The 23290-nt window shown below is 61.8% G+C and carries 21 protein-coding genes and 1 tRNA gene; 10 read left to right on the top strand and 12 right to left on the bottom strand.

Going from position 1 to position 23290, the window contains the following annotated elements; all coding sequences use genetic code 11:
• Positions 1-1143: 1143 nt before the first annotated feature.
• From RHP72_RS01510 to RHP72_RS01500, 3 genes are all read right to left on the bottom strand, one after another.
• Positions 1144-1233, bottom strand: a tRNA-Ser gene (locus RHP72_RS01510).
• Positions 1234-1284: 51 nt separating this feature from the next.
• A complete protein-coding gene (locus RHP72_RS01505; protein WP_020968140.1) occupies positions 1285-1710 on the bottom strand; it encodes a MarR family winged helix-turn-helix transcriptional regulator in 426 nt (141 codons plus the stop codon).
• A gap of 128 nt (positions 1711-1838) precedes the next feature.
• Positions 1839-3077, bottom strand: coding sequence for a lactate 2-monooxygenase (locus RHP72_RS01500; protein WP_311094225.1), 1239 nt, complete (start codon positions 3075-3077; stop codon positions 1839-1841).
• Between RHP72_RS01500 and RHP72_RS01495 the strand changes: the two genes are divergently transcribed.
• Positions 3076-4065: an NAD(P)H-quinone oxidoreductase gene (locus RHP72_RS01495; RefSeq protein WP_007731765.1), complete on the top strand. Its 990-nt coding sequence runs from the start codon at positions 3076-3078 to the stop codon at positions 4063-4065. The two genes, RHP72_RS01500 and RHP72_RS01495, sit on opposite strands and share 2 nt — an antisense overlap.
• Positions 4066-4080: 15 nt before the next feature.
• On the opposite strand, the gene RHP72_RS01490 is transcribed toward RHP72_RS01495, so the two are convergent.
• Positions 4081-5283 carry a cysteine desulfurase-like protein gene (locus RHP72_RS01490; protein ID WP_311094224.1) on the bottom strand — a complete coding sequence of 401 codons (1203 nt, stop codon included), beginning with the start codon at positions 5281-5283 and terminating at the stop codon, positions 4081-4083.
• A gap of 132 nt (positions 5284-5415) precedes the next feature.
• On the opposite strand from RHP72_RS01490, the gene RHP72_RS01485 reads away from it, so the two are divergent.
• From RHP72_RS01485 to RHP72_RS01470, 4 genes are all read left to right on the top strand, one after another.
• Positions 5416-5985, top strand: a complete 570-nt coding sequence (locus RHP72_RS01485) for a bacterial proteasome activator family protein (protein WP_003943894.1) — start codon at positions 5416-5418, stop codon at positions 5983-5985.
• Positions 5986-6142: 157 nt separating this feature from the next.
• Complete coding sequence (locus RHP72_RS01480) at positions 6143-6985, top strand: ABC transporter ATP-binding protein (protein ID WP_003943818.1); 843 nt, start codon at positions 6143-6145, stop codon at positions 6983-6985.
• Positions 6978-7865, top strand: coding sequence for a glycosyltransferase family 2 protein (locus tag RHP72_RS01475; protein ID WP_042447644.1), 888 nt, complete (start codon positions 6978-6980; stop codon positions 7863-7865). The genes RHP72_RS01480 and RHP72_RS01475 overlap by 8 nt, the downstream gene beginning before the upstream one ends.
• Before the next feature lie 36 nt (positions 7866-7901).
• Positions 7902-8750: an ABC transporter permease gene (locus RHP72_RS01470; RefSeq protein ID WP_003943943.1), complete on the top strand. Its 849-nt coding sequence runs from the start codon at positions 7902-7904 to the stop codon at positions 8748-8750.
• Here RHP72_RS01470 and RHP72_RS01465 read toward each other — a convergent pair whose 3' ends face one another.
• The 3 genes from RHP72_RS01465 to rfbB form a co-directional block, all read right to left on the bottom strand.
• Positions 8751-10319, bottom strand: coding sequence for a glycosyltransferase family 39 protein (locus RHP72_RS01465; protein WP_311094223.1), 1569 nt, complete (start codon positions 10317-10319; stop codon positions 8751-8753).
• 3 nt (positions 10320-10322) lie between these two features.
• Positions 10323-12224 (bottom strand): glycosyltransferase, encoded by a 1902-nt coding sequence (locus RHP72_RS01460; protein WP_311094222.1) that lies wholly within the window; start codon positions 12222-12224, stop codon positions 10323-10325.
• A gap of 81 nt (positions 12225-12305) precedes the next feature.
• Entirely contained in the window at positions 12306-13310 is a 1005-nt protein-coding gene (rfbB, locus tag RHP72_RS01455; RefSeq protein ID WP_149357858.1) for a dTDP-glucose 4,6-dehydratase, read from the bottom strand.
• A gap of 96 nt (positions 13311-13406) precedes the next feature.
• Between rfbB and rfbA the strand changes: the two genes are divergently transcribed.
• From rfbA to RHP72_RS01435, 4 genes are read left to right on the top strand one after another with little or no spacing between them, the layout of a single operon-like run.
• A complete protein-coding gene (gene rfbA, locus RHP72_RS01450) occupies positions 13407-14282 on the top strand; it encodes a glucose-1-phosphate thymidylyltransferase RfbA (protein ID WP_311094221.1) in 876 nt (291 codons plus the stop codon).
• A gap of 1 nt (position 14283) precedes the next feature.
• Positions 14284-14889: a dTDP-4-dehydrorhamnose 3,5-epimerase family protein gene (locus RHP72_RS01445; RefSeq protein ID WP_042447635.1), complete on the top strand. Its 606-nt coding sequence runs from the start codon at positions 14284-14286 to the stop codon at positions 14887-14889.
• A 51-nt stretch (positions 14890-14940) separates the two neighbouring features.
• Complete coding sequence (locus RHP72_RS01440; protein ID WP_064687981.1) at positions 14941-16032, top strand: S1C family serine protease; 1092 nt, start codon at positions 14941-14943, stop codon at positions 16030-16032.
• Between the two features lie 34 nt (positions 16033-16066).
• Entirely contained in the window at positions 16067-16927 is an 861-nt protein-coding gene (locus RHP72_RS01435; RefSeq protein WP_311094220.1) for a hypothetical protein, read from the top strand.
• Here the strand turns inward: RHP72_RS01435 and RHP72_RS01430 are convergent.
• From RHP72_RS01430 to RHP72_RS01415, 4 genes are read right to left on the bottom strand one after another with little or no spacing between them, the layout of a single operon-like run.
• Positions 16916-18463: an AMP-binding protein gene (locus RHP72_RS01430; RefSeq protein WP_058038043.1), complete on the bottom strand. Its 1548-nt coding sequence runs from the start codon at positions 18461-18463 to the stop codon at positions 16916-16918. The genes RHP72_RS01435 and RHP72_RS01430 overlap by 12 nt on opposite strands.
• Positions 18460-19698 (bottom strand): thiolase family protein, encoded by a 1239-nt coding sequence (locus tag RHP72_RS01425; protein WP_030535807.1) that lies wholly within the window; start codon positions 19696-19698, stop codon positions 18460-18462. Before RHP72_RS01425 ends, RHP72_RS01430 begins: the two co-directional genes overlap by 4 nt.
• Positions 19695-20627 (bottom strand): fumarylacetoacetate hydrolase family protein, encoded by a 933-nt coding sequence (locus RHP72_RS01420; protein WP_030535808.1) that lies wholly within the window; start codon positions 20625-20627, stop codon positions 19695-19697. Before RHP72_RS01420 ends, RHP72_RS01425 begins: the two co-directional genes overlap by 4 nt.
• A gap of 53 nt (positions 20628-20680) precedes the next feature.
• Positions 20681-21472 (bottom strand): cyclase family protein, encoded by a 792-nt coding sequence (locus tag RHP72_RS01415; RefSeq protein ID WP_311094219.1) that lies wholly within the window; start codon positions 21470-21472, stop codon positions 20681-20683.
• Between the two features lie 209 nt (positions 21473-21681).
• Between RHP72_RS01415 and RHP72_RS01410 the strand changes: the two genes are divergently transcribed.
• Positions 21682-22290, top strand: coding sequence for a TetR/AcrR family transcriptional regulator (locus RHP72_RS01410; RefSeq protein WP_158170230.1), 609 nt, complete (start codon positions 21682-21684; stop codon positions 22288-22290).
• Between the two features lie 13 nt (positions 22291-22303).
• Here the strand turns inward: RHP72_RS01410 and RHP72_RS01405 are convergent, their stop codons facing one another.
• Positions 22304-23287, bottom strand: coding sequence for an alpha/beta hydrolase (locus RHP72_RS01405; protein ID WP_030535811.1), 984 nt, complete (start codon positions 23285-23287; stop codon positions 22304-22306).
• Positions 23288-23290 lie beyond the last annotated feature (3 nt).

Here is a 23290-nt window from a genome sequence, read left to right as displayed (position 1 = left end):
CGATTAACCTGCTCAGCTTCCAGGAGGTAAATTGATTGATCCGTCATGTTTTTCACTTTCCCGATAAATTGCCAAATGAGGTGGTCACAACTCTGCCCGTTTCATTGATGATAACTGATAGGTTGTTTATCGAATCATAGATCACGGTCGTGTTTCCTCTGCTCGGGGTCGCCAACCCTTCACGAATGGCCTGTTCAACCAGGGATGGAAGTATGCCGCGCTCTTGCATTCGGTCGAACGCATGCCCCGTATATTCACGACCGTTGACTATTCCAGGACGATTGGTTCCGGGCTTTACATTTATTTCGCGATCTCCGCGCCCACCCACAGGCGTCGAGGCCGGTCTGTCTCCGACGGGAATAGTCGGATCGCTAGGGGCTCTATTCCCGGCCTCACCGGCGGTGGCGGCTGCCCTGCGACCTGCGGCTTCGGCGTCTGCGGCGGTTCCGCCGCGCCGCAGAACAGCCTCCACCGCTTCTTGCACGGCAGCTCCGCCGACTCTGCCTCCTGTGCCTACGATCGGAATGAGGGAGACGATATTTGCTGCTGCGGCAGCGATCTCAGCCGGAGAATGCTCGGGTGAAGGCTGTGCTCGTTGGCCGCGATTGAAGCCGAACGGATCGACGGCGGCATCGTGCACGGGGGACTACGAGGAAGTTTCGTCACGCGTCTCCGAGCGTTCCGACGCTATCGACTGTTGTGTCGACGGCACTTTCCCCGACACCCCACGCGGTGTCCCATACTTTTTGCGGGAAAGATCGGTCGTCGGGCTCGTTCGGATCTGGCGGGATCGGCACATTGCCGGTGAAACCGGCAGGCACGTCCCCGTGCGCTTCGGCAAGCTGGTTCGCAGCTTGTTGACGTGGACTGACAGTGGGTTTGGGGCCCGGACTGGTCACCAAACTTGGACCATCCGCCCATTGGTGACAGTCGAGCAAACGTGCAAACAAGGCACGATCCGGAGCATTTCAGCAGATTGAATGCAACGTGGTCTCTGGCGATATGGCCACGCAAACTTATTGAACGGTCAACAGTTAATTGGTGGCGCGCAGCTCATCCGGACCTCGACGCTCCTGCGCTTCGTAGGGCACGAAAAAACCCAGCCCACGCTTTCGCGCGGGCTGGGTTTGAACAACGAACATTTGGCGGAAGCGGAGGGATTTGAACCCCCGGTGGGTTTAACGCCACGCTCGCTTTCAAGGCGAGTGCATTCGGCCGCTCTGCCACGCTTCCGTGGGCGATCCTATCGGGTGTTCCCACGGACCGCGAAAACGGCTCCAGAAGTCAGCGCTCGCCGATGGCTTTGTCGACCTTCTCGAAGACGTCTGCCAGCACGTCCAGTTCCTGGGGAGTCAGCAGATCGACCAGATTGTTCCGCACTCCGGCCACGTGAGTAGGCGCTGCCTCGGCGAGGCGACGCCTACCCTCTTCCGTGATCCGAGCGAGCACGCCGCGACCATCTTCGACGCAAGTGTCTCGCACGACGATGCCCTGAGATTCCATCCGCCTGATCTGGTGAGTCAGGCGGCTCCGCGAAGACAGCACGCCGTCTGCCAGGTCACTCATCCGCAACGACCCGTCAGCTGACTCCGAGAGCATGACCAAAATGCGGTAATCGGCCAACGACAGGTCGTGCGAATCCTGCAGTTCGCGGTTGAGAACCTCCATGAGGCGCTGATTACCGTCCATGTAGCCGCGCCATGCACGCATCTCGCATGGCGTCAGCCACGGTGTCTCACCGTGCGCCGCCTGCGATGTCTCCTCGGTTGTCGCTTCAGCTGTCACAGGTTCCAAGTTTAGACCTGTGTCCGCCCGTCACAGTAAGACTCACCCTAAAGTCACGAATTGGACATGAGGATCGAGCGATCGATTTCCGCGACCGATGCCAGCCCCGCCAGCCCCATGGTGAGATCCAGGTCGGCCAGGAGACTCCGGAGCGCATGACGCACTCCGTCCGCTCCGGCCAATCCCAACCCGTACACCCACGGCCGCCCGTACAGCACTGCGTCGGCACCCAAGGCCAGAGCCTTGATTACGTCTGCGCCACAACGAATTCCGGAGTCCATCAGGATGTCCACCTCATGCCCCACCGCATCTGCGACGGGACCGAGAGCATCGAGTGCCGAAATCGACCCGTCAACCTGACGCCCACCATGGTTGCTCACGACAATGCCGTTGGCGCCGGCCGCGACGGCCTCACGTGCGTCGTCGGGATGGACAATTCCCTTCACTGCGATCGGAAGTGTCGTCCACTGGCGAAGTTTCGCGATATCCGCGATCCGCACCGCATGGTTACCGAACAACGACACCCACGTGAGAACCGCGATCTGCAGAGCTTCTGCGCTCTCCTCGGGCGGCGTCGCCAGTTTTGCGCGGAACACCGGATCCGACAGGTAGTTGGCAATTCCCTTCGCCTGCAGGAACGGAAGGTGACCGAGTTCGAGATCCCTTGGACGCCAACCCATACCGGGAGTGTCGGCAGTCAGGACGATAGCCTTCGCGCCCGCCGTCTCCGCTCGACGGACAAACGACTCGGCAAGCTCGTCGTCGGCCGGCCAGTACAGCTGGTACCACCAGTTATCGCCCGAGGCCGCCGCTACGTCTTCGATGGTCGAGGATGCCGCCGTCGAGAGAATCGATCCGATCCCCAACTCGGCAGTGACCGAACCGACCGCAACCTCGGCGTCGTCGTGGGCCAAGCCGAGCACGCCCACCGGAGCCGTCAGGATCGGTGCAGCCAACCGCGTCCCCAACACCTCGACGCTCAGATCACGCGCGTCGGGCGCCGCAGTCCCCCGCAACATCCGCGGCACGATCGCATGCTTGTCGAACGCCCGCAGATTCGACTCCGCGGTTCGTTCGGTCGACGCGCTACCGGCGATGTACCCGAAGGCCTCCGGTGAGAGTTGCTCGCGCGCGGCATCTTCCAAGCCTGCCGCAGTCATCGGCAAAGCCGGCTTCGCGCCGCTCAGTCCCGTCAGATAGATCTCGTTCTGCATGTTCCCGAAGTAAGTCACGTCCGCGACGGTAGCGGCAAAACACCCGTCAGCGGGGAGATTCGCTAGCGTCGTATCCATGTACGCCATAACGATCGATCAGCCCGGCGGTCCCGAGGTCATGAAATGGGCGCAACAGCCCGATCCTGAACTACCTCGCGGGCACGTACTCGTCGAGGTCGCCGCGACCGCAGTCAACCGCGCCGACCTGCTCCAACGTCAAGGCTTCTACCCGCCGCCGCCCGGCGCGAGTGACATTCTCGGCCTCGAATGCTCGGGTGTGATCACCGAACTCGGCGAAGACGTCACCGGTTGGTCCGTCGGCGACGAAGTCTGCGCATTGCTGGCCGGCGGTGGCTACGCCGAGAAGGTTGCGGTCCCGGCAACACAACTTCTCCCGGTTCCCGCTGGCGTCGATCTCCGTGTCGCAGCGTCCCTGCCGGAAGTTGCGTGCACGGTGTGGTCCAACGTCGTGATGCGCGGCGGCCTACGACGCGGACAGGTACTACTCGTCCATGGCGGTGGCGGCGGAATCGGCACCCACGCCATCCAGGTCGGCAAAGCCCTCGGCGCCCGCGTCGCAGTTACCGCGGGTTCGGAGGACAAATTGAACCGCTGCCGCGAATTGGGCGCGGATATTCTCATCAACTATCGCGACAGCGACTTCGTAGCATCACTCGCCGAAGCCACCGACAACCACGGCGCCGATGTGGTTCTGGACAACATGGGAGCGTCGTACCTCGGGCGCAACGTCGACGCACTCGCCATGGACGGCCACGTCGTGATCATCGGAATGCAGGGTGGCCGCAAGGGCGAAGTCGACATCGCCAAGCTGATGGGAAAGCGCGGAAACATCACGTCGACGGGCCTGCGCGGGCGTCCGCTCACCGGCCCAGGCGGTAAAGCGGACATCGTCGCCGACGTCCGTGCGAAGTTGTGGCCGTTGATCGCCGATGGATCGGTTCAACCGATCGTGTCGACCGAACTTCCGATCACCGAGGCGCCATTAGCCCATCAGTTGCTGGATTCGCCGGAAACCGTAGGCAAGGTCATCCTCACCGTGAAGTGAGCCGAGCGGGATCGATCAGCCCAGGGCGCCGAGTTCGGCGACCAGCTGATTGATCTCGTACCGCGTCGTATACGGCGCAAGGCCGACGGTGACCGCGCCGCCTTCGTCGTTGACACCGAGGGCGTCGAGCAGCCTGGAACCACCATGCGTACCGCTGACCGTCGCGATGCGCTTGTCGGCCAGGTGCGCCGCGACCTTGTCTGCCGCCATCCCCTCGAGTGTGAAGCTGAGCGTCGGCACCCGCGTGGGTGCGCCGCCGATCACCATCACGTTGGGCAGGGCTGCGAGAGAACGCATGAGGTGATCGAACAGACCGTCCTGGTAGTCCTGCAGCGAGCTGATCGAGGTTTCGAGGCGCTCACGCCTGGTTCCCGTTGCCGATTCGTCCAAGCCCGCCAGGAAATCGATCGACGACGTGAGACCGGACAGCAGCGCGAACTGATGACCGCCCACCTCGAGTCGCTCGGCGCCACGCGCGTACGGGTTGAGCGACACGGCCGGAATCCGGTCGAGCAGTCCGGGATCGCGGAAGACGAGTGCGCCCACCTGTGGACCGCCCCACGACGGCGCGCTGACGGCAACGATGTCCGCCCCGAGATCAGCCATGTCCACATGCGCATATGGCGCTGCACCGACGGCGTCGACCACCATCAGTCCGCCGAATTCGTGCAGACGATCAGCTGCGGCACGGACGTTCGGAGCCGAACCGACGACCGGCGATGCGGCCGTCAAGGCCACCAAGCGAGTGGTCGAGGTGATGAGATCGTTGAACTGCCAACTCGGGAGCTCACACGTTTCGATTTCGACCTCTGCCCATCGCACCTGAGCGCCGTAGCGACTGGCCACACGAAGCCAGGGCGCGACGTTCGCCTCTTCGTCGAGGCGCGAGAGTACGAGACCGGTTCCGAGGCCCAACCGCGAACTGAGCGACTCGGCGAGCCAAGCCAACAACACCGCTCGCTCTGATCCGAGAACGACTCCCGCAGGATCTCCGCCGACCAGATCCGCGACCGCGGTGCGCGCACTCTCGAGAATGGCAGCACTACGACGGTTCGAGACGTGGCGACCGGAGGAAGAAGATGCAGAGGCACGGAACGCGGTGGAGACCGTCCGCGAGACGGCGTCCGGGATCTGCATTCCGGCCTGCGGATCGAGGTGGATCCAGCCGTCACCGAGTGAGGGAATCAACCCCCGTACGCGGGCAACGTCGTAAGCCATGCTCGACACTCTAGGTGCAGACGCCCGCTTAGTCGAAGGCAGTCACCCAATTACCCGTCAGTACAGTTATTCGGTAGCTAACTTTTTGGGGGTTACGCGGCGTTTGTCGCCCACACACGACAAGATGGAAGCATGACGAACCCCGACAAAGAGCAGGTACTCGTTATCGGACCCGACGGTCGACCCGTCGCGATGCCGGCGGCCGAGGCAGAGGCCTCCACATCCGGCACCACCGAAGGCGCGGAATCCGAAGCCGAGTCCGTCGCCGAGATGGTCGAGCAGCCGGCGAAGGTCATGCGAATCGGCACGATGATCAAACAACTCTTGGAAGAAGTGCGCGCCGCGCCGCTCGACGACGCCAGCCGCAAGCGCCTCAAGGACATCCACACCTCGTCCATCCGAGAACTGGAACAGGGCCTGGCACCCGAACTCCGTGAAGAACTCGAGCGACTGAGCCTCCCGTTCACCGACGACTCCATTCCCTCGGACGCCGAACTGCGAATCGCGCAGGCCCAACTCGTCGGCTGGCTCGAAGGACTGTTTCACGGAATTCAGACCGCACTGTTCGCGCAGCAGATGGCAGCGCGCGCTCAGCTCGAACAGATGCGTCAGGGCGCACTGCCTCCCGGCATGAGCATCGGGGCTCCGCATTCGCCGGCACATCCGGACCAACAGAGCCCAGGAACCGGCCAGTATCTGTAACGAGCAGCGCTGCGTCCCCAGCTGAAGTCTTCACGGTGTTGCGCCCCGGTAGGCTCGGTGCTCGTGCCCGACTCCGCGAACTGAGCGGATTCAATCCCGGCGACGCCGAACCGGGGAGCCCGCCCAACCAGGCGCTCCACCGGATGCAAGGAGCAGAATGACCGAGAACGTCAGCATCGAAACACGCGGAGCGTGTGTCGACTTCCCGATCTTCGACGCGAAATCGCGTTCGCTGAAAAAGGCGTTCCTCGGTCGTGCAGGTGGCGCAATCGGACGAAACGATTCCGACGTCGTTGTCGTCGAAGCTTTGCGGGACGTGACGTTGTCCCTGAAGGAGGGCGACCGAATCGGACTCGTCGGCCACAACGGTGCAGGCAAATCCACATTGCTCCGACTGTTGTCCGGGATCTACGAGCCGACTCGCGGATCAGCCGCAATTCGTGGCCGCGTAGCCCCTGTCTTCGATCTTGGGGTGGGTATGGATCCCGAGATCTCGGGATACGAGAACATCATCATCCGCGGAATGTTCCTCGGAATGACCCGTAAGCAGATGCTCGCGAAAATGGATGAGATCGCAGACTTCACCGAGTTGGGCGACTACCTCTCGATGCCGCTTCGCACCTACTCGACCGGAATGCGGGTCCGAGTGGCACTCGGTGTGGTGACCAGCATCGATCCGGAGATCCTGCTCCTCGACGAAGGCATCGGTGCCGTCGACGCAGAATTCATGAAGAAGGCGCGAACCCGTCTCCAAGACCTCGTCAAACGATCTGGAATCTTGGTTTTCGCGAGCCACTCGAACGAATTTCTGGCGCAACTGTGCGACCGCGCGATGTGGATCGATCACGGAACTGTCAGACAGTCCGGGGGAATCGAAGAAATCGTCCGCGCGTACGAGGGCAACGATGCCGGCGACCACGTCGCTCATGTGATTCGCGAAATGGAACGCGAAGACGCCGCGGCATCGGCGATTGCTGAAGCGAGCTCGGACGATGCCTGAGCGGATAATCGGCGTCGTTGTCACCCATCGGCGTCGTGAACTTCTCGCTTCGTCCCTGAAAGTACTCACAACCCAGACGCGCCCACTCGACCATCTCGTCGTCGTCGACAATGCCGACGAATCCGATGTCCGCGCGCTCGTGGACGACTGCTCGATCCCCACCACGTACATAGGGTCGGCACACAATCTCGGCGGCGCCGGTGGTTTCGCCCTCGGAATGTTGCTGGCATTGTCGCTCGGTGCAGACCGAGTCTGGCTTGCCGACGACGACGGCCGCCCCGAGGGGCCCGAGGTACTTTCGACGCTTCTCGATTGCGCAATTCGTCACAACCTGGCGGAAGTATCTCCCGTCGTGTGCGACATCTCCGAACCTGACAAGCTGGCCTTCCCGCTACGCCGTGGGGTCGAATGGCGTCGACGACGTAGCGAGCTGGGTGAAGGTGATCTTCTCCCGGGAATCGCGTCCCTCTTCAACGGTGCGCTGTTCACCGCGGAAGCGATCGAGACCGTTGGCGTTCCCGATTTGCGGCTCTTCGTCCGTGGCGACGAGGTGGAGGTCCATCGCCGACTGATCCGTTCCGGACTTCGGTTCGGCACATGCCTACAGACTGTGTACCTGCACCCCGACGGCGCCGACGAATTCAAACCCATTCTCGGCGGCCGTATGCACACGCAGTACCCGGACAACGAGACCAAGCGTTTCTACACCTATCGCAACCGTGGCTATTTACTCTCGCAACCCGGGATGCGACGGCTCCTTCCACAGGAATGGGTGCGATTCGGTTGGTACTTCCTCATCACCAGGCGTGACGTCTCCGGGCTGCGCGAGTGGATGAGGTTACGCAAGCTGGGTAGATCCGAACGCTTCTCTCGCATCTGATCGAGCCCGCTCGGCGACCGAGTAGGCTTGGCGGCTGTGTCTGCCCCAACCCTTGCCGACAAGGCCCCCATAGCGCCGGCGTCCCGCACGTTCGCCCGAGCAATCCAGGATCTGCGCGAGGGTCTCGGCCATCGAGAACTGTGGTTCCATCTCGGGTGGCAGGACATCAAGCAGCGCTACCGACGATCCATCCTCGGACCGTTCTGGATCACGATCGCCACTGGCACCACTGCAGTCGCGATGGGCATCCTCTACTCGTCATTGTTCAATCTGGACGTCGCGGAATTCCTCCCGTACGTCACTCTTGGCTTCATCGTGTGGAACATGATCTCCGGTGCCATCCTCGAGGGCGCCGAAGTCTTCATTTCCAACGAGGGACTGATCAAACAGCTACCCACGCCGTTGAGCGTTCACGTGTATCGGCTGGTCTGGCGCCAGTTGATTCTCTTCGCCCACAACTTCGTGATCTACATCGTCATTTTGATCGTGTTCCCGAAACAGCTTTCCTGGACGGATCTTTCGTTCATTCCTGCTTTGGCGTTGATCGCGATCAACGCAGTGTGGGTTTCCCTGGTTTTCGGCATCCTCTCCACTCGGTACCGTGACATCGGCCCGTTGCTCGCGAGCGTCGTTCAACTCTTGTTCTTCATGACTCCCATCATTTGGACCGAGAAGTCACTGCAAGGAACAGCCAACGCTGAACGAGCACGAATCGCGGAGCTCAATCCCCTGTATCACTTCCTCGACATCGTGCGAACGCCACTCCTCGGCGGGGACCAGCAGCTGTACCACTGGGTCATCGTGCTCGCCGTCACCGTCGTGGGGTGGGGCCTGGCACTTCTGGCCATGCGCAACTACCGTTCACGCGTCGCGTACTGGGTATAGTCACCTGCGTGTGGAAGGAACCATCTGCACGATCTGCAAGTGGTGCAGCGGTGTCGCTGTTTCGACAACGAACCCTCGCACTGAAAGTTGTGTGAACAGTTCCGTGTCGATGAAATGGAAAGGCTCGAAATTCCACACGACATTGGCCGTATGAAGTATTGCCTCATAGCTCTGACGCTCACCGTCGGTGACGACCCACACGGTCTGGCAGCCCTGTGCCCGCTCGGCCGTCTCGTCCACTGAATATTCGAAATCCCACAGCTCGTCGATCGAGTTCGCATCATGCTCGAGGCCGATATCTCGCAAACCTTTGATCGAGTCAGGCCGTGCCTCGGCGACAGCATGCAACGAACTCGGCGCCCAGGACACCACCGGCTGGAACGCGACGCAATCGCCCGCATTCCCATTGGCTTTCAGAAAATCCGCAGCCGTACTGTAGTCCATCCCACCCGATTTTCCCCACGGCTCTCGCTGGCTGACGTATGCAGGTAGAGACGCCGCAGCAAGAAGTATCACCGCCGCCGAGGCCAGGACCCAGCTCGACGTCAGGCGGCTGATCATGACACCCAGCAGCAAGGCCACACCGGGCGCAGTGAATATGACGTACCGATCGACGTAGATGTTTCCCAGGACGACCGAATACACGAGAAACAGCGCCATCGGGACCAGAATCCACACCAGTGCGACAGTCGACGCACTGCGATCCCCGACAGTCCACCGACTGGGTGCGAAGAAATAGCCCGCAATCCCTGAGAGCACGATGATCCCCGCCACGACAGCAAACAACGGACTCGAAAGGAACCATTGGTCAACGGCGATCGTCGTGAAAATATGCCGATCCAACGGTGGTATCCAACTGACTTGCCTCGATTGTCCGAGCGACAGGGCGATCAGCGGGGACACAAGCAGGACCGCGGACGCGGAAGCACCGACAAAGCACAACCCGTTGAAACGATTCCGCTTCGAATCGGCGTCCGGAATCACCTTGGCCCCGAACACCACGATGACAGCGTGTACCAGCAGCAGCACGGCGCTGTAGAGAAACAGTGCTACAGAGACAGCTGCCAACACGCCGTACAGGATCCACCACGCGCGCTTCGACGTTCGCAGCGAACACACGAGCACCAGCAATGTGACCGTGGACAATGCCAACACCATTGCATACGAGCGTGCCTCGGTGGCTGCCCAGGTAACTCGGGGAAGCACCATGAAAGTGACGCCGACGATAACGCCGAGTCTGGTACCCCCGAACATCCGCGCCAGCGCTACCAACGCTGCCGTCGCGATTCCGACTGCCAGCGCACTCGGCGCTCGCGCAGAGAATTCCGATACCCCGAAAACCTGAAACCACCAGTGGATCAGCACGTAATAGAGCCCATGGACCGCATCCACGTGTCCGAGGGTTGCCAGCGTCGAACGAAGCGATCGGTCCGCCATCGAGACCGTCGCCGCTTCGTCCCACCAGAACGACGGACGACCGGACCACGCGACACCCACGACGGTAGCCGCGAGCCCCAGTAGAGCCGGCAAGCGCCACTGGGCCAATCTCTGCCCCAGCGGGAGGGCCACAAGCTATCCGATCTTGTTTCCGTACAAGCGCGTCCAGTTCTCGGCGCTCGTGAGGCGCGGCATGGCGTCCGAGTACGCCTTCTTCATCTCAGGTGCGCGCTTACGCAGCTCCCAACAGACTTTGGCCGCGCGCTTGGCCAACTCGGTAGCCTGCTTCTTGTTGCGCCGACGGACGCGGACGCCGTTCTGCGACGCGTCCGTGACAGCGGCATTTTCGAACAACGACACATGCCACCAGTCGCCGAAGATCGCAGGAACCGTTACCGGTCGACGGTCGACACGCCCAGTCCACTGTTGAACTACGCGCTTGAGAAGCACCAGACCCTCGCGGTTCTCGTCGGGCTCGAACTCCCACACGGTCATCTGCGTATGTGGATCGGACTCCGCACCGACTGCCGAGGCCGGCTGCATTTTCGTTTCAGGGTATTCGTCACGTAGAGCACGAACGTCGACAAGAGCAGATTGCCCGCCGTCGTTGAGGAAGTCAGGCCCCTGCAGGAAATCCTCAGCCGCCTTGACGAATGTTGCCGCCAACCCGTACTGCATTCCTACAATGAGCTGAGTAATCTTGCGTAACAAGAACTTCGAGATCACCTTACCGTCGAACGGGCCGTAGATCGAAGAAACGATCAACCCATTTCGAATGCTGAAGTACCGGGACCAGTCGTCGTAATCCTTCAGATGGAAATCCGCGTGCCAGACACCGGCATTGGGCAGAGTTATCGTCGGGTGGCCGGCGAAGCGCGCTCGGATTCCGTACTCGATGTCATCCCACTGGAAGAAAAGCGGTATCGGCAAGCCCAGCTCGGAGATGATCTCGGCCGGCAACAGGCAAGTCCACCAACCATTCCAGCCCGCATCGAAGCGCATCTCCTGCTTCTTCTTCAACAGGTCGACGCCCATCATCGCGCCAGGAGTCAGGACCCCGGCCTTGAGCTCGTCGAGAACCTCTCGCTCCGCACTGACATGCAACATCGTCGGATTGTTCAGTGACAACATCTGAGCCCCGACGATTGCCGGCTCGACCGTCATATTTGCGAATGCATTCATCCTGAGCACCGATTCGGGCTCGCAAAGAATGTCGTCGTCCATGAGGATGACGTTGGCGTGCTCAGAACCTGACGAGGAAGTGATTTCGAGCATTCCACGCGAGAAACCACCCGCGCCACCAAGATTCGGCTGCGTCAGATAGATCAACTTCTTGCCGAGATCGTGCGCGACAGTCTTGAAACGATCCCTGGATTGAACCTGATCTGTGCCCTGATCGACCACACAGACGGCGTCGATACCGGTCATCGCACCCGCATCGGACGCCATGGTCGCAACGGTTTCGACACAGTCGTCGGCGCGATTGAAAGTGCAGATGACAACAGCCGCCGGGCGTATGAACTCTGGGGCCGAGACAGTCCATGACACGCCGGAAACGACAACGGAACCTTTGGTCGCGACGAATTCCAACCACATCGCCCCGCCGTCGACGAAATGAGCGAGTGGGGCATCGATCGAGAGTTCACCCGATCCGGCGACCGAGTGAAGTGAAATCGTCCTCTTGCGTCCGCGCACATCCGATGCACGCAGGCTGACGTCGAGCCCGCCGTCGCCGACGTAGTTCAGCTGAATCCGCACCGAACTCACAGGCGTCCACCGCTGCCAGAAACTGGCAGCAAATCGTCCGAAATACGTGTTGGTGCTCGCGGTCGCCGCTTCGCCCAATGTCAGAGAATGCCGATCGACGAGCGCATCACCCTTGGTAACCACATACATTGCCTCTGGCACCTTGGGGGACATCGATCGGAAGATGCCACGCTGGACCAGAAAACGATCCCCGTGTGGATGCTCGACCATTACCTCGTCAAGCACAGCCGTGTCATTTGCGACCGGCGTATCCGCGGAGGCCTCGTTCATCTACTGATCCCTACCGTTGTTGATGTAGCTACATCTGAGCACGTATCGGGCTCGAGGGTATCAACCGCGGCAGCCGGTGGTTCAGCGGACGACGGATTCTCCGGCTGAATACGTTGCCTCGACGCCGGCCTTCTGCGGACGCCACCACTGCTCGTTGTCGCGATACCACTCGACGGTGGCTTCCAGTCCGCTTCGAAAATCGCGGTACTGCGGCTTCCACCCAAGTTCCTGCTGCAGTCGCGTCGAATCGATCGCATACCGCAGATCGTGACCAGGGCGGTCGGTGACGAAGTCGAAATCGTCCGGCTTGCGTCCGAAAATTTCGAGCAGGGTCGCAATCACCGTCCGGTTGTCGGTTTCACCGTCGGCGCCGATCAGATACGTCTCGCCGGACTTCCCGCGGTCCAGGATGTCCCAGACGGCGCGGTTGTGGTCCTCGACGTGAATCCAGTCGCGGACGTTGCGGCCTTCCCCGTACAACCGTGGACGCACTCCGTCGAGCAGATTGGTGATCTGGCGTGGGATGAACTTCTCCACATGCTGGTACGGGCCGTAATTGTTGGAGCAGTTCGAGATGGTCGCCGCGATCCCGAACGAGCGCACCCAGGCGCGCACGAACAGATCACTCGACGCCTTGGACGCGGAGTACGGGCTCGACGGGTTGTACGGTGTCGTCTCCGTGAACTTCGCCGGATCATCCAGTTCGAGGTCGCCGTACACCTCGTCGGTCGAAATGTGGTGATAACGGACCCCGTGCGAACGCACTGCCTGCAGGAGCGAGAAGGTTCCCATGACGTTGGTGCGCAGAAACGGTTCGGGGTCGGCGAGGGAATTGTCGTTGTGGCTTTCGGCCGCGAAGTGCACGACTGCGTCGGAGCGCGAGACAAGATCGTCGACCAGCGACTCGTCGGCCACGTCGCCGTGGACAAACGTGATCCGGTCCTCGACGGACGCCAGGGACTGGCGATTTCCGGCGTAGGTCAGAGCGTCGAGAACCGTGACTTCCACGTCGGGACGCGTCGCCACCGTCTGATGAACGAAATTGGCACCGATGAAGCCGGCACCCCCGGTGACCAGTAGTCGCACGTCATCTCCTCAGGCTCATCGGACGAACCCCACTTTAGCGGCCGGGCGTGTCATGTCCGTTTGCGTCGGCAGGCAGGAGTGCAGGACACTGCACGCATGCGCGGAATCATTCTGGCCGGTGGCACCGGGTCGCGGTTGCACCCGATCACCCTCGGAGTGAGCAAGCAACTCTTGCCTGTCTACGACAAGCCGATGATCTACTACCCGCTCTCCACTCTCATGCTCGCCGACATTCGCGACATCTTGATCATCACGACCCCACACGACGCCGAACAATTCCGCCGGGTTCTCGGCGACGGCTCACAATTCGGCGTCAACCTCACCTATGCAGTGCAACACGAACCGAACGGCCTCGCAACGGCATTCACCCTCGGCGCAGAGCACATCGGATCCGACTCCGTGGCGCTCGTCCTCGGCGACAACATCTTCTACGGCCCCGGCCTCGGAACCCAACTCAGGCGTTTCTCCGACATCAACGGCGGAGCCGTATTCGCTTACTGGGTCTCGAATCCGACCGCCTACGGCGTCGTCGAATTCGACGACTCGGGTCGCGCCGTGTCCATCGAGGAAAAGCCGACGTCACCGAAATCCAATTACGCAGTCCCCGGCCTCTATTTCTACGACAGCGACGTCGTGGACATCGCACGCACTCTGAAGCCCTCTGCGCGTGGCGAATACGAAATCAGCGACATCAATCAGCACTATCTCGAAGCTGGCAAACTTTCTGTCGATGTCCTCCCCCGCGGAACCGCGTGGCTCGACACCGGCACACCCGATTCCCTGCTCGAGGCAGCGAACTACGTGCGGACCATCGAACACCGCCAAGGCCTCAAGATCGGTTCCCCTGAAGAGGTTGCGTGGCGTCAAGGATTCATCAGCTCCGACCAATTACGCACTCAGGCAGAAGCATTGGGCAAATCCGGGTACGGCAACTACCTACTCGAGCTGCTCGAGCACGGCAAGGAATGGTGACGTGGAAATCCGTCCACTGAAGATCGCCGGAGCTTGGGAAATTACACCGAAGCAGTTCGGCGACAACCGCGGTGTCTTTCTCGAATGGTTCAAAAGCTCCGCCTTCACCGCCGCGACGGGCCGCACTCTCGACCTCGCGCAGGCCAACTGCTCGGTCTCCGAAGCCGGTAGCCTCCGCGGGATCCACTTCACCGACAATCCGCCCGGACAGGCGAAGTACATCACCTGCGTGAAAGGTGCCTTCCTCGACGTTGTCGTAGACCTGCGCGTCGGATCACCGACCTTCGGCGAGTGGGATGCAGTGGTGATCGACGACGTCGATCGACGAGCGGTGTTCCTGGCGGAAGGCCTCGGCCACGCGATCCTTTCACTCGAAGACGGATCGACAGTGATGTACCTGTGCAGCATCGAATACTCCCCCCACCTGGACCGCGACCTCGATCCCTTCGATCCGGAACTCGCGATCGAATGGCCGAGAACAGACCGTAAGGGCAACCCTCTGACCTACGAGCTCTCCGCAAAGGACGCTGCCGCGCCGTCCCTGGCGACGCTCCGCGCGGACGGCATGTTGCCCGGTTTTGTGGCCGAAGATTCGCCGAATCGGTAATCTTCACCTTTCACGACTCGATGGCATGACACCGGCGGGACGGACGGCTGGATGACCAAACGTGCGAGCAGACGCGGCCTGTGGACGGCCGTCGTTCTCGCAGCCGGCCTCGGTGGTCTCGCGCTGGTCGCACCGCCCCTGACTCCGGGAACGATCGAGTCCGCACCGGTCACCGTCATCACGACCACCCCACCCGCGCCGGTTGTTCCGCTCACCCCGGAGGAGCTCTCGGCCCGAGTGGTCCCCACCATCGTCACCATCACGGCGCCGGCCGGATTCACCACCACTGCTGGGACCGGGATCGTGCTCTCCCCTGACGGAGTGGTGCTCACGAATCACCACGTCATCAGCGGAGCTTCGGACGTCACTGCCGTCAGCATGTCCAACGGGCTGATCTACGACGCCGAGATCCTCGGGTACGACAGCGTCAGCGATCTTGCCGTCCTTCGACTCGCGGGCGCTGACGATCTGCCGGTGGCTGTGGTCGGCAAATCAGCAGAAGCCGCTCGCGGGGACTCCGTCACCGCAATCGGAAATGCGGAAGGCGGCGGAGTACCCGTCCCTGCTCCCGGCGTCATCACCAACCTCGGTGTCACCGTCAACACCCGCAACGTGTCCGACGGATCGCGAAACCAGTTGAAGGGCCTCATCGAGGTGGACGCGGACATCCGGCCTGGCGATTCCGGTGGCCCCCTGGTCAACGCCATTGGCGAGCTGATCGGCGTCAGCAGCGCGGGCAACGCCGTCACCGACCGCACCGAAACCTCACCGGCGCCTCAGTCCTACGCGATACCGATCGACACCGCACTACCGATCGTCGAGCAGGTACTCGGTGGCCGCTCCTCCGAGACCGTGCGTGTGGGACCGACACCCGTACTCGGTGTCGCGGTGAAGGATCACGCGGACATGCCGGCCGGCGCCGAAGTTGTTGCCGTGAGCTTCGATTCGCCCGCCGAGCGGGTGGGGCTGACCAAAGGTGCGGTCATCACCGAGTTCGGTGGCAGCCGGATCGCGTCGTCCGCTGATCTCAACGCGGCGATGAGCTCGCGCCGCCCCGGCGACACCGTCGCGGTGACGTGGGTGGACGCAACCGGGCAACCCGGGACCGGGTCGCTGGTCCTCGACGAGGGGCCACCTCGCTAGTCGTACAGGGCGCCAGCCGTGAAAGCATCGTGGCATGACCACGGTTCTCCTGCTCACCTGTGACGGCGCCGCCCGCGAGGCGGATGTCGAAAGCAAACTCGTCATGGAAGCTCTCACCTCCTACGGCATCGCGTCGACGATGGCGCCGTGGTCGCGCCCGTCCCTCCTCGATATCGACGCCGACCTGGTTCTGATCCGGTCGACCTGGGACTACACCCAGCGCCTCGACGAATTTCTCGCCGTTCTCGATCAGCTGACCGCTCCGATCGCCAATCCACTCTCGATCGTGAAGTGGAACGCACACAAGGGATACCTCACCGAACTTGCCGCGGCCGGCGTACCTATCGTCCCCACCGCTGTGATCGCTGCCGGACAGAGCGAAACACTCACCCTCCCTTCGTTCGAGGGTGCCGACGTCATCGTCAAGCCGGCAGTGTCCGCCGGCGCTGTCGGAGTGGGAAAGTTTGCCTCGGGATCCGCGCAGGCCCACGCTCACCTCAGCTCGATCCTCGAGAGTGGCAACGACGCGTTGGTCCAGCCATTCGTCTCGGACGTCGTCGACGGTGAGCGCTCGATCATCCACATCGGCGGACGCTACTCGCACGCTGTCCGGAAGATCCCGGCCGCCAACGACTTCCGCGTGCAGGAATTTCACGGTGGAACCAACCACCTCCATGAACCGTCCGCCGCCGAACTCGCGGTGGCCGACGCAGCACTGGCCGCGACCCCATGCGGCCCCGGCGAATTGCTTTATGCACGTGTGGACGTCGTGGGCCCGGTGGATCAACCACTGCTCATGGAAGTGGAATTGATCGAGCCAGAACTCTTTCTGCCATTCGCCCCTGGATCTGCCGACGCCCTCGCACGGGCAGTTGTCGCGTCACTAGGTCGGTGACGCGCCACGGAGTGCCTTCTTGTCGATCTTCCCCAAAGCAGTGAGCGGCAGCGCTTCCAGAATCGAAATCTCCTTGGGCGCCCAGATCGGACCCTTGTGCGATCTCACGTGCGCGATGAGTTGATCGGGTGTGACCGACCATCCCGTCTTCAGTACGACTGCGGCGGTAACAGCTTCTCCCCATTGAGAATCGGGGACACCGAATACCGCACATGCTGCCACCGCGGGATGATGTCCGAGTGAGTCCTCGACTTCGCGCGGGTAGACGTTGAATCCACCACTGATGATCGTGTCTTTGATGCGGTCGACGATCGAGATGAGCCCACTTTCGTCGATTCGAGCAACGTCGCCGGTGTGCAACCACCCATTCGCGAGCGCTGCAGCGGTTTGTTCAGGTTTGTTCCAATAGCCGTCCATCACGAGCGGACCTCGCACACAAAGCTCGCCGGGTACGCCCGTCGCCGTCTCGTTTCCCTGCTCGTCAAGCAACACCACTTCGACACCTGGCATCGCGCGCCCACAACTCCCCAAAACTGCGGGATCGTCCGTGTGCTCACGTGTATCGAGTACCGTCAACGCATTCGGGGCTTCGGCCTGACCGTAATGCTGGCTCAGGATCGGCCCGAACACCGCCCCTGCCTGCTCGAGCCTGGTGGGGTCGATGGGTGCAGCACCGTAAAGCATCCAGTTCAGCCCAGACAGATTCGCATCCGACAGGCGTGGATGGTCGAGTAAGGCATAGAGCATCGTGGGAACCACGAATGTAGCTGTGACTCCGCCATTTTCGATGGCGTCGACAACTCTGTCCGGGTCGAACGACCTGTGCAACTCGAAGCTTGCACCTCGCAGCAGACCGGGTGCGACGAGCAGACCGGCAGCATGAGACATCGGCGTAGTGAGCAGCATGGTGGTTTCAGCCGGCCACTCCCACGTGGTGCAGGCCCAGGCATTGGCGACCAAGGATCGGTCCCTGAGCATGACGCCTTTCGGCTCACCGGTGGTTCCACCGGTGTAGAAGAGATACAAAGCTCGACCCTGACCGCCTAAGCCTGAACCTATTCCCGCCGTACCCAATTCACACGCTGATTCGAGGGCTGACAGTGACATCACTCGAGTCTGTGCCGCTTCGGCGCGTACCTGGAACTGTCCGTCGGCAACCAACAGGAGATCGGTACCACTGTCTTTCAGCACCATCCTGTCGTTCTCTTCGGTCGCGAGCGGATGGAGTGCCGTGTAGCGCACGCCCGCCAGACACGCCGCGGCCATGACCGTGAATGCTTCAGGACACGGCCCCGCAAGCAGGGCGACCCCGGCTCCGTCCGGCAGAGCGAAGCTACTGAGGACACCTGCAATCCGCTCGATCTGTTCCGCAGTCTGCCAATATGTCAGCTCGGCCCGATCACCGTTCCGATCCGTGAATCGAAACGCGATGTGGTCTGGTCGGCGTCGCAGCGCCGACAGAATCAGATCCGCATATCCCGCTTGCACCTGCAAGCCTGGCGCCATCGGTTCATCGTTCATGATGTCCGCGTTCATCGTGGCCCTCCCAAGATCGTGACCGCGGCGACGGCTTCCTCGATGCCGTAGAGACCTCCGCCGTTCTCTGCGACCGCGATTCGAGCACCCGGAACTTGTCGCCGCCCTGCTTGTCCACGCAACTGCGTGACAAGTTCGAAGACCTGCGCCAGTCCCGTTGCCGAGACCGGATGACCACGGGACTCGAGCCCACCTGACGGATTGACCGGACGCACGCCTCCCAACGAACTCGCACCGGACGCCGACCACGCGCCGCCCTCACCGATCGGGCAGAACCCCAGATTCTCGACCTGCTGCACTTCACCGAAGGCCGTGGCGTCGTGGACCTCTGCCACATCCACATCGCCTGGCCCGACTCCGGCTTCCTCGTATGCGCTCATTGCTGCACGGCGACCGATGTGACTCTCCACGTCATCTGCGGTCCGATCCGTGCCTGACACCAAGCTGCAACCGAGTACCTGCGCCGCCCGCCGAGAGGAATCGTGCCTTCGAGCAAAGTCCGCACTGGTCACAATGACCGCCGCTGCACCGTCACTGACGGGCGAGCACATCGGAACTGTCAGAGGCCACGCGACTCGCCTTGCGGCAAGCACCTCTTCGACGCTGAAGAGTTTGCGAAAGTGCGACCGCGGATTGTGCACGGAATGCGCATGATTTTTGGCTGCTACGGACGCGAGCTCGAACTCGGTGGTTCCGAATCTCTCCATGTGCGCCCGGGCAAGAGAAGCGTAGATCTCCATGAACACCGACCGCTCACCCTGCGATCCGAGTGCATCCGGCAGCGGAGCGGACAGCGAAGCAAGGCCCGCGAGCGTCTCGTCGCGATGCGCAACGTCGAGTGCACCGTCGAACACCTCCAGACTTCGAGCCGGATCCGAGCACACCAGCTTGTCCACCCCGACCGCCAACGCGACCTCGGACAGACCGGCGCGAACGTGGGCGATCGCCAGCCAGAGTGCAGTCGCGCCGCCGGCGCAGGCATTTTCGACATTGACGACCGGGACTCCCCCGAAACCGTATGGCCTCAAGGCAATCTGGCCTGGGATCATGTGCTGCCGGTCGATCGCCTTCTGGCTGACTGTCGCGTAGAAGACCGCACCGACGTCACCGCGGGTCAGGCCCGCGTCTTCGACGGCATCGATCGCCGCACGCCCCGCCAATTCCGAGGCCGCGGTATCCGCGTGCCGCCCGAAGAGAGTCGCGCCGACACCGAGAACCATGACTTCGCCGCTCACGCCACCACTCGATTCCTCAATACACCGAGGCCGGTGACCTCGAGTTCGACTACGTCTCCCGGTTCCAGGAACCGCCCGTGCTCCAAGCCGCATCCACTCGGCACGGTGCCGGAACAGAAGACTTCACCCGGGTACAGCCGCGTGGAAGTCGAAGCGAACGAAATCACGTCCTCGAAACGATGGTCCATGTCGGCGCTGGTTCCTCGGCTCACCTCGTCTCCGTTGATTCTCGCGGTCATCTCGAGTTGGTAGGGGTCACCGACTTCGTCGGCCGTCACGATCCAGGGCCCGAGGACATTCGCGTTCGAAAAGTCCTTGCTCTTACTGAGACCGAGTCCGGTGGAGATCTCCTCGAGCTGAGTATCGCGGGCGCTGAAATCGTTGAAGATGGTGTAACCGAAGATATGCGCAGGGGCATCCGCGCGTGAGATGTCGGTTCCACCGCGCCCCAGCACACAGGCGAATTCGAGTTCGTAATCGCGCAGGCTCGAGTACTCGGGCCACACGACGTCAGATTTGTGTCCGGTCACCGCCAATCGGTTCGCTATGTAATACAGCGGGCGCTCCAACTGGATCTTCGGCAGTTCGACGTCCTCGAGTGCGACCCCTTGAATTCGGGCGCGAGCGTTGCGGAAGTGATCCATGAAGCAGCCGAAGTCTCGGATCTGGACCGGCTGAGGAAGCGGCGACATCCAGCGCACATCACCTGCGTCGACGATTGCACTTGCCGGCGGCTCGTCTGCGAGCCGATCCAGGGTCTCCCGTGCCGCCGGACCACCTTCGATGATGGTTTGCATGGTTTCCAGTTCTGGAGCCGGTTTTCCCGTCACATCATGATGAGCTCGCTCGAGTAACAACAGTTGCTCGCCGCTGCCCGTCACCAGAGCCGTCTGCTGAGTCTTTTCGTATTCGACGGTCGCAAGTTTCACTGTGAGTCAATACCTTTCACTGAATTGTTCGTTAGGTGAGGCAGGAATTTTGCTCAGACGAACGCGACCACACGAGCCGGGGCAGCGCTGGCTCGCGCAAGCTTGATCGGGAAAAACGCCACGTGAAATCCCGAGGGCGGAAGCGCGGCGAGGTTCGCCAGTTGCTGAACGATGAATACTTCACGTTCGCGTCCGGCCCGGTGCCCGTCCCAGAGAACCGAGTTGTCCCCGGTGTCACGAAATTTCTGCGCCATGACTGCAAAGCTCAAGTCCCAGCCGGCAGCGTCGGTGCCCAGCACCTTCGCGCCTTGCTCGGCGAGAAACAGCGTGCCTTCGCGACTCATCCCTGGATACTGAAAGAACCCTGGATCAGCCAAGGTGAAGCTCTCTTGTCCGGTACGGAGCAACACGGCACCACCCTGGGGAACGGACGCACCGTTTTCCGCCAGGGCAGCTTTCAGCGCGTCCACCGAGATCGGCTGATTCGCCTCGCACCGGCCGCGCAGGTCGAGCACCACTGTCTCGCAGAACAATTCATCCAACGCGATGTCTGTGATCGTGAGAGAAGGCTTACCCTCCGAGGTTGATCCGTAGTGCAACGGCGCGTCGACGTGTGTGCCCAGATGGCTGTTGAACTCACTCAACATCTCCGATCCCCACCCCTCACCGTCCGGAAGATCATGAACTCCGCACTGCAGTGCTGCCGCGAACTCGTCGCGTCCGGCACCTGCGGGGTGCGAGTAGGTCACCGAGGGGGCAACGACGGAAGCCAGTGCCTTCAAACCCTCGGGGAGCAATTCCCGATCGGCCGGATCGAGAGTTCTAGTCAGATCGATGAGTTCCATGTCCGCCCATTCCGTTAAGTTATTGGACGCTCAGCATAGAACTGGACGATCAACATAGGCAAGAGGGTGTCGCGAGAGGAATACGGCCGGCCGATGGCCGGCCTCGTAGCATGAGTGCGGTGCGCAGGTCTCGGCCCCGACGGGCGCGTCGACGTCACCGCGTGCCGGAATTGGCTGCACTCGAGAACGAAAGAAGGCAGGAACACCGAATGGCGTCGACACGCAAGCAGGAGATTTCCGAGGAAACCAGACGGCGACTGGTGAAAGCCGCGGCCGAACTGGCTGCCGAAGGCGGGTCGACCGCGATGTCCGTACAAGCCGTGGCAGAAAGATCCGGTATCAGCAGAGGGTCCGTGGCCTGGCACTTCGGATCGAAGGACGGGCTTCTACGAGCCGTCGTCGAGGACGCATTCCGGTGGGGCATGGAAAAGCTACGCGCAGAGTTGGCATCATCCTCGGCGACTGGAATCGAAGCATTGATCGAAGCCAACTTCGTACTGATGTCATACCCCGAGGCACGAATTTTCTCGACCATCTTGATCGAAGCCGTGATTCCCGGGTCCACCATCCGCGAGACCTACGCAGAGCAGTACGTCGCAATGCGAACGCTGTACGCGGACTACCTGCGTTCGATCGACACCCCGGTCACCAATCCGGAGTTGGTTGCCGTCACCCTTCTGGCCGGCACTCTCGGGATCAACCTCCAACATCGCCTCGATCCCGACAACGTCGATCGACGTTCAGCAGTAACCGAGCTCGAATCGATCTATGCCCGCGCGATGGCACCTACCACAACGTCAGGACACGAGAATCCCTAACCGGACCGGAAGTTCAACTTCCCGAACAACTTTCGCCCGCGACCTGGGGCGGGACCGCATCCAGCCTGGCGCGAATGAACCTGGCAACGTCACGTAGCGCAGCCCGGCTCTCCGGCAAGCCAGGCCAGACGGCGGGAAACGCGTGAACCTGGCCGTTCCAGATCTGCAGCGAGCACGGCACCCCCGCGGCGGCGAGCCGTTGCGCCATCACCTCCGAATCGACTCTGAGCACCTCGGATTCGGCGGCGATCAGCAACGACGGCGGCAGCGCGGCCAGATCGCCGTCGACGGGTGAGTTCGTCTGTCCGCCAAGCTTTCCGATCGCCATCAATGCCGACACCGGGGCGATCACGTCGCGTCGAGCGTTGGCATGGACCGATTTGGTGGTGCAATCGAGATCGAGGAGCGGTGAGAGCCCGACAAGACCGGCCGGAACCTCGAGCCCCGCGGAAACAGCTGCAAGTGCCGTCGCGAAAACCAGGAAGCCTCCGGCCGAATCGCCAACGAAGACAACCTTTTCCGGCAAGGCTCCCTGTTCGAGGAGCCACCGGTATGCATCGAGACAGTCGTCGACGGACCCGCTGATGCTCGTGCTCGGCAACTGTCGATATGCGATGTGCAGGACCGGAAGGCCGGTTCGCTTGGCGATGCTTGCAACGACCGGCCGATGCGTGTTGAGCCCGCAGCACATGAACCCGCCGCCGTGCAGGTAGAGAACAACACCGTCGCGCAGATCAGCCGTCGAGCCTGCCGTCCGCACGAGTTCACCGTCGAAACCTGGAAAGCGAATCGCTTCCCGATCGATCCCGGACGGAATGCGTACACCCGCGGCCGAGTCCAGCACTGCGGCGCGGCGCATGGCGCCAGGCGTCAGCGGCGCGATCCCGACCACGGGCCGAAGCATCCATCGACACGCGTTGTAGAGGACCTGCGATTCGATACTCGGCCTGCCGTATCGAGTTCCGGTCCTACGACTGACTGTCGGCAACAGAGACATCTG

It is taken from the genome of Rhodococcus sp. SG20037 (assembly GCF_031763325.1).
GTDB classification, from domain to species: Bacteria; Actinomycetota; Actinomycetes; order Mycobacteriales; family Mycobacteriaceae; genus Rhodococcus_F; species Rhodococcus_F qingshengii.
The sequence above is the reverse complement of the archived record's forward strand: the minus strand, read 5'-3'. Positions and strand labels throughout refer to the sequence as shown.